This window comes from Enterococcus dongliensis (assembly GCF_031927985.1).
Classification (GTDB): Bacteria; Bacillota; Bacilli; order Lactobacillales; family Enterococcaceae; genus Enterococcus_A; species Enterococcus_A dongliensis.
Genome location: NZ_JARPZC010000015.1, coordinates 71,501 through 77,976, shown reverse-complemented (window position 1 = coordinate 77,976; position 6,476 = coordinate 71,501). Strand labels below are relative to the sequence as shown.

Annotated in this window: 4 protein-coding genes; all 4 read left to right on the top strand. The window is 39.4% G+C overall.

Features of this window, described 5'->3' with window-relative positions; translation table 11 throughout:
- The first annotated feature begins 127 nt into the window (after window positions 1-127).
- Window positions 128-1,060, top strand: a complete 933-nt coding sequence (locus tag P7D84_RS10940) for an NADP-dependent oxidoreductase (RefSeq protein WP_311806427.1) — start codon at window positions 128-130, stop codon at window positions 1,058-1,060.
- A 1-nt stretch (window position 1,061) separates the two neighbouring features.
- The gene (locus P7D84_RS10935; protein ID WP_137603730.1) at window positions 1,062-1,379 is read left to right on the top strand and encodes a hypothetical protein; all 318 of its coding nucleotides are present in this window, start codon (window positions 1,062-1,064) and stop codon (window positions 1,377-1,379) included.
- 154 nt (window positions 1,380-1,533) lie between these two features.
- The gene (locus P7D84_RS10930) at window positions 1,534-4,272 is read left to right on the top strand and encodes a YhgE/Pip family protein (RefSeq protein WP_311806426.1); all 2,739 of its coding nucleotides are present in this window, start codon (window positions 1,534-1,536) and stop codon (window positions 4,270-4,272) included.
- A gap of 151 nt (window positions 4,273-4,423) precedes the next feature.
- Complete coding sequence (gene kimA / locus P7D84_RS10925; RefSeq protein ID WP_137603797.1) at window positions 4,424-6,247, top strand: potassium transporter KimA; 1,824 nt, start codon at window positions 4,424-4,426, stop codon at window positions 6,245-6,247.
- Window positions 6,248-6,476: the final 229 nt, after the last annotated feature.

The following is a 6,476-nucleotide window of genomic DNA, read 5'->3' as shown; positions in this document are numbered from 1 at the left end:
ATCCAATAAATATATTATCTCAAAATGAATGAGTTAATACCAAATTAAAATAACGATGGTTCATAGGGTTATCCAATCAAAACCGGAAGGTTAAAACCCTAACTCTAATATACAAGGATGGATCAAGATGAAACGTTTTGCACTAAAAGATTACGGACCAGCAAAAGAGGTATTAATTGAGATTGACTCAGAACCTCGTCTGGTTGATGAGACTCATGTCCGCGTAGAATTGGTGGCTTTTGCTATTAATCCATATGACGTTGCCCTGCGCCAAGGCGCAATGCGAGATGTTCGTACGCTGAAATTTCCTTATGTGTTAGGAAATGACGGTGCAGGAATCGTGACAGAAGTCGGCAAGAAAGTTACTCATGTAAAAAGCGGTGATGAAGTAATCGTTCATGCAATTGGCGGTACTTATGGAGAAGAAATCGTTGTTCCGGGAAAGAAAATTGTAAAAAAACCAGCGATGATGTCATGGGAAGTTGCGGCTGGTATGGTGACACCGTGGTTAGCGGCATATCATTTAGTAACGCACTTGTTAGGAGAAAGCATCGGCGAGACGGTTATGGTACAAGGCGCATCCGGTGCGGTCGGTTCATTATTGGTTCAATTTTTAAAGGAACAGGGAAAAACAGTTCTTGCTTCTGCTGCAAAACGTAATGAATCGTGGGTCTCTCAACTAGGCGTCGATCAATTTGTTGCCTATGATGAAGCAGATGCAGGAAAAATTTTTGCTGATCAAGCAGATACGGTTATCGATGCGACAAAAGGTGGACGTGCGGGTGAGGCAGGGATGCAGATCATGAAAACCGGAGGGAATTTTGTTGCATTGAATGAATTGCCAAAGGAACAAAAGAAAACTGGGAATTATTTTTCTTTTGGGCCAGCGAAAGAATATTCAGATTTTGAAGCATTGACAGCGTTGATGAAATTGGCTGACAAATTACAATTGAAAATCGCAGAAGTCTTACCCTTTACTTTAGTCAGTGTTATCGAAGCACATGAAAAATTGGAAGGACATCCAGCGGCAGGAAAAATTATTATTAAGAAGGAGAAATAAGATGGATCAACAAAAATGGTCAGTAGTAAAAGCAAATTTTATCGGTACCGAAGATTTAACTGATGGATATTATCGTTTGCGTGAAACGGAAGAGGGCTATCAACTTGCATATTTGATCGCAGGTCCTTGTGGCGATAAGATCCCACATCCAGAAGTAACTTTGCAAAAAGTCGCGGATCAAATCGAACCTATCCGTTTGCGTGACTTAGAAGAAACACCAATTTTAAATCTGACACAAGCAACAGATGCAGAAAAAATCGAAGAATTAACTGATCAACTTTTAGAACGTTTCCTAATGAGAAAAAACCTTAGTCTTTAAGCATTTCTTTAGGATTCAATTAATGAAAAGGGATACAATTATGACAAATCGTCCGGAATGTCAAAAAATAGGATTCCCACCACTCACTAGAATTGAAATTAGCCGAAATTCCATGCTACAGTGATTCAGCGAGAAAAAATAGTAGGTGAAATCAATGAACGTTTTTCAATCTCTCAAACATACATGGAATCTTTTTAAATTAGATTGGCGCCGTATTCTCAAAAATCCAATCGCGATTTTTTTGATGGCAGCGTTAGTCATCATTCCCTCCCTTTATGCTTGGTTCAATATCAAGGCATTATGGGACCCGTATTCTAATACCGGCGAATTACCGATCGCAGTTTATAGTGCGGATGCTGGCGCAAGTTTTCAAGACAAAGATGTCGAAATCGGAAATGAAGTCGTCAAAAATCTGCATAAGAATAAGCAACTCGGCTGGCAGTTTGTCGATTCTAAAAAACAAGTAGTTGAAGGAGTAAAATCCGGAAAATATTACGCAGGAATTTATTTGCCAAAAGATTTTTCTAAAGATTTGTTGAGCTTTACTTCTGGCGAGATTCAAAAACCGAAGATCGAATATTATTTGAATCAAAAAATCAACGCGATTGCGCCCAAAATCACTGATAAAGGTGCTGGGTCAATCCAACAAGAAATCAGCCAAGAATTTATAAAAACAGCTAGTTCGACCTTATTAAAGGTCTTTAATGAGATTGGCTATGATATTGATGCCAATATGTTGAGCATCAATAAAGTCAAGAATTTGATTTTGACGACTAACGATAATATCGATGAGATCGACAAATATACGCAAGAAGTCGTTGAAGTACAAGGAAAAATGCCTGAGCTGAAAGAAAAGCTGGAAAAGGCGAATGAATTGCAGACTTACTTGCCGCAAATCGATGAGATGGGGCAAAAATTAATCACGTTGAATCAAAAAATGCCGGAGATCAAAAAACAAGCCAGTGTTATTTTGACTTTACAACAAAAAATTCCTGAGATCCAACAAGCAGGAAATCAAATCGCTCAAGTCGACAACGATTTTTCAGAAATCGAAAAGACGATGAATGAAGGAATCAGCGAAGCTCAACAAGGATTGACGATTATTCACCAAGTACAAACAATCTTACCTGATATTCAAAAACTAGGAAATCAAGCCGATGATTTTGCCACAGTAACTAAAGACGGCGCCGAAAAATTAAAAACGGCAGTGCCAAGTATCTCAAGCAGTGTGCAAGTAACCTTAGAATCAATCGGGCAAGTGGCGAAGACGACAGATTCGCTAGCCGCTTTAATAAAAACGGCGTTGCAAGACAATGAGCTAACTACAGAAGAGAGAAATAATCTGAGTACGTTAATTCAAACATTTATGAACGGAAATGACGATCAACGAAAAGCTCTTGAATCACTTTCTAATGGTCTGATCCAAGACATGATTAACTTGGCCCAAAAAAATGAGGACGCAAATTCTGTTCAGAGATTAGAAAATATACAAACAATATTAAATAGTGCAAGTCAAGCTCTGTTAAATTTAAATGAACGATTAAGTAATTTGGATCAAGTTGTAAAAACTGGTGATACTAATGATGTACAGAAATTTCTAACGGATGTTCAATCTGCTGCTGAAAATGTTGCTAATCTAGTTGGCGGCATCGATGCTGGACAAATTGGTCAAACAGTCAGCACAGTGCTGGATAAATTAATCAGTGTCATTACTACCGCACAAGGAGTATTGAACCAAGCGCAACAAATCGATTTTGCGTCACTTTTGAATTCGACTGAAGGAACGGTCAGTCATGCGATTGCCTTCTTAGAAAAATATCAAAAGCAGATGCCGGCGATTGGTCAAGAGGTTCATGACGCCAATGTGCTATTGAATGGTCACATGAATGACATCGTAAATGGTATCAATACAGGGGTGGATCTTTACAACAATGAATTGCCCGTAGTTGAACAAAAACTATCTCTAGCAGCGAATTTTATGGAAAATGATTGGCCTGGTGTGAAAAAAGATCTGACAGGCGGTTTGAAGATTGCTAATGAGAAAATGCCGGAAGTTGAAAAAGCATTGAATCTTGCCACTGATTTGATTGAGAATGATTGGCCATCGCTTCGCAGCGGTATCCAAAAAGCGGCGAATGCAATCAAACAAGGAGAGAAAAATGTTGATCTTGGTCAAGTCTTGAAATTGTTGAAATTGGATGCGCAAAAAGAAAGTGATTTCTTCACGACACCAGTAGCGCTGCAAACCAATACAATATATCCGATTGCAAACAATGGTTCAGCAAGTACGCCATTTTATACAGCCTTGTGTTTGTGGGTCGGTGCGGTACTTTTTTCAAGTGTCACAACAACAGAATTTGTCCTTGATAAAAAAGATCGCGGAAAATATACGAAACGCGAACGATTTGGGGCACGGATGCTGACTTATTTAGTCGTCAGTGTGGGTCAGGCTTTGATTGTCACACTAGGAAATATCTTCTTACTAGATGTGTACGTGAAAAATCCGGTCTATAGTATTTTGTTTGCTGTTTTAGTAGCATTAGCCTTTATGATGATTGTGTATACGTTGGTTGCACTTTTTGGGACGGTCGGAAAAGGGATCGCCATTATCATTTTGGTGCTGTCCATTTCTGGAGGCGGCGGGAATTATCCGATTCAAGTATCGGGCAAATTCTTCCAAGCGGTCAATCCATGGCTGCCATTTACTCATGCGGTCAATCTATTGCGCGAGAGTGCCGGAGGGATCTACTGGCCAAATGCGACTCAAGATATCATTGTGATGATTGTTCTTTTCATCGTCTTTGGTGTTTTAGGGACTTGGGCATATCCAGTTCTTCAACCGCATTTAAAACGTCTGACAAAAGTTGCACATGAAAGCAAAATATTCCATTAAAAAAAGACAGACAAAACAACAGTGTATCGCTGTTGTCTTGCCTGTTTTTGTATTTTATTTTGCTTATGAAAACTTAGTGAAAAAATCATTGACATTTAGTCATAGTACGAGTAATATTCGCTTGTTGTATTTTATTAAAGGAGTGAGTCTAGTGGATTATCTTAAACGGTTGTTGGTTGGCCGGCCATTGAAATCATCTGAAAATGATGATCAAAATTTGTCGCGATTTGCGGCTTTAGCGATGCTTTCTTCCGATGCGCTATCTTCTGTAGCTTATGGGACAGAACAAATCGTAGTCGTTTTGGTTACCTTATCTGCCGCGGCGATCTGGTATTCATTGCCAATCGCGCTAGTCGTTTTAATTTTATTAACGTCATTGATTTTGTCTTATCGTCAAATCATCCATGCTTATCCTCATGGCGGCGGCGCTTATGTCGTCAGCAGTGAGAATTTAGGAAAGAATGCCGGCCTGATTGCAGGAGGCTCACTTCTGGTTGATTATATGCTGACGGTAGCCGTTTCCGTTTCCGCCGGTGCTGAAGCTATTGCTTCTGCGATTCCCGCTTTTTATCATCATCGTGTATTGGTTTCAGTTATTATTGTTTTATTGTTGATGTTGATGAACTTACGTGGATTGCGCGAGAGTGCTGGACTTTTGATGATTCCAGTCTATAGTTTTATTGCGGTCATTACTATCTTGATTGTTGTAGGTCTTATTAAAATCATGACGGGTGTGGCACCTGTCCATGCGACAGCTCACGTTGGGGCGGTCGTACCAGGAATTTCTATCGCGCTTTTATTACGTGCCTTTTCATCAGGTTCTTCATCGCTGACTGGAGTTGAAGCCATCAGTAATGCCGTACCATTTTTCAAAAAACCGCGAGCAAAAAATGCCGCAGGTACATTGGCGATGATGGGCTTGATATTAGGATTCTTCTTTACCGGAATTACCTTTTTAAACTATTGGTTTGGAATTGTTCCAACTGCTGAAGTGACCGTTTTATCACAAGTTGGTGAAGCCGTGTTCGGTAAAGGGATTATGTATTATGTTTTACAATTCGTTACTGCATTGATTTTAGCCGTGGCGGCTAATACAGGCTTCTCAGCCTTTCCTGTCTTGGCGTATAACTTGGCGAAGGATAAATTCTTGCCGCATCGTTATCAAGACCGTGGGGATCGTTTAGGCTACTCTAACGGAATCATCACTTTAGCTTTAGGTTCGATTGTTTTGTTGCTGATCTTCCAAGGTTCAACGGAACGTTTGATTCCACTGTACTCAGTCGGTGTATTTATTCCATTTACTTTATCTCAAACTGGAATGGTTCTAAAATGGCGGAAAGAAGGTCCGCATTGGGTCAGAAAATCGATTGCCAATATCGTTGGTGCATTGATTTCTTTGGCAATTGTTTTAATCTTGTTCATTTTCCGTTTACCAGATATTTGGCCATTCTTTATTATCATGCCGATTTTGATTTTTGGCTTCTATAAAATCCATGAACATTACAAAAATGTCGCTGAACAACTGCGTTTAGTAGATGATGTAGAATTGCATGAATATGATGGGAATACTGTGATCGTATTAGTGGGAAATGTGACCCAAGTAAATATCGGAGCGATTAATTATGCGCGTTCTATTGGCGATTACGTTATCGCCATGCATGTTTCTTTAGAAGAAAATGAAGAAAAAGAACGGGAGATCCGTCATGAATTTCGTGAGAAGTTCCCAGATGTTCGTCTGTCGGTCGTTCGATCGCCTTATCGTTCCGTTGTCAATCCAGTTAGTCGGTATGTCGATCGAGTAAGTAAGAATGCTAGACAACATAACTATACTACGACTGTTTTGATTCCAGAATTCGTGCCAAATCGGACGTGGAAACGTTCATTGCATAATCAAACAGCGATGCGTCTGCGGTTACGCTTATCTTATCGTGATGACATCATCGTCAGCACATACAATTATCATTTGAAAAAATAAATAAACGATTCAACGAAGGGCTGTGATAACTATCATGGCCCTTTAACTACGGATTCAACTGTTTTTTTGCTCAATCTGGATTGATGTCTCATTGTAAAAAGATCGTGTCTTATTGTAACTTTGGTGTTTTGACACTCTTTTTTAAGAAAAAGACAAAATATCGACAGTTGAAACGTATTCATTTTTTTGTTTGATAAAAAATGGTTGATTTTAATTTCCATTGGCGGTA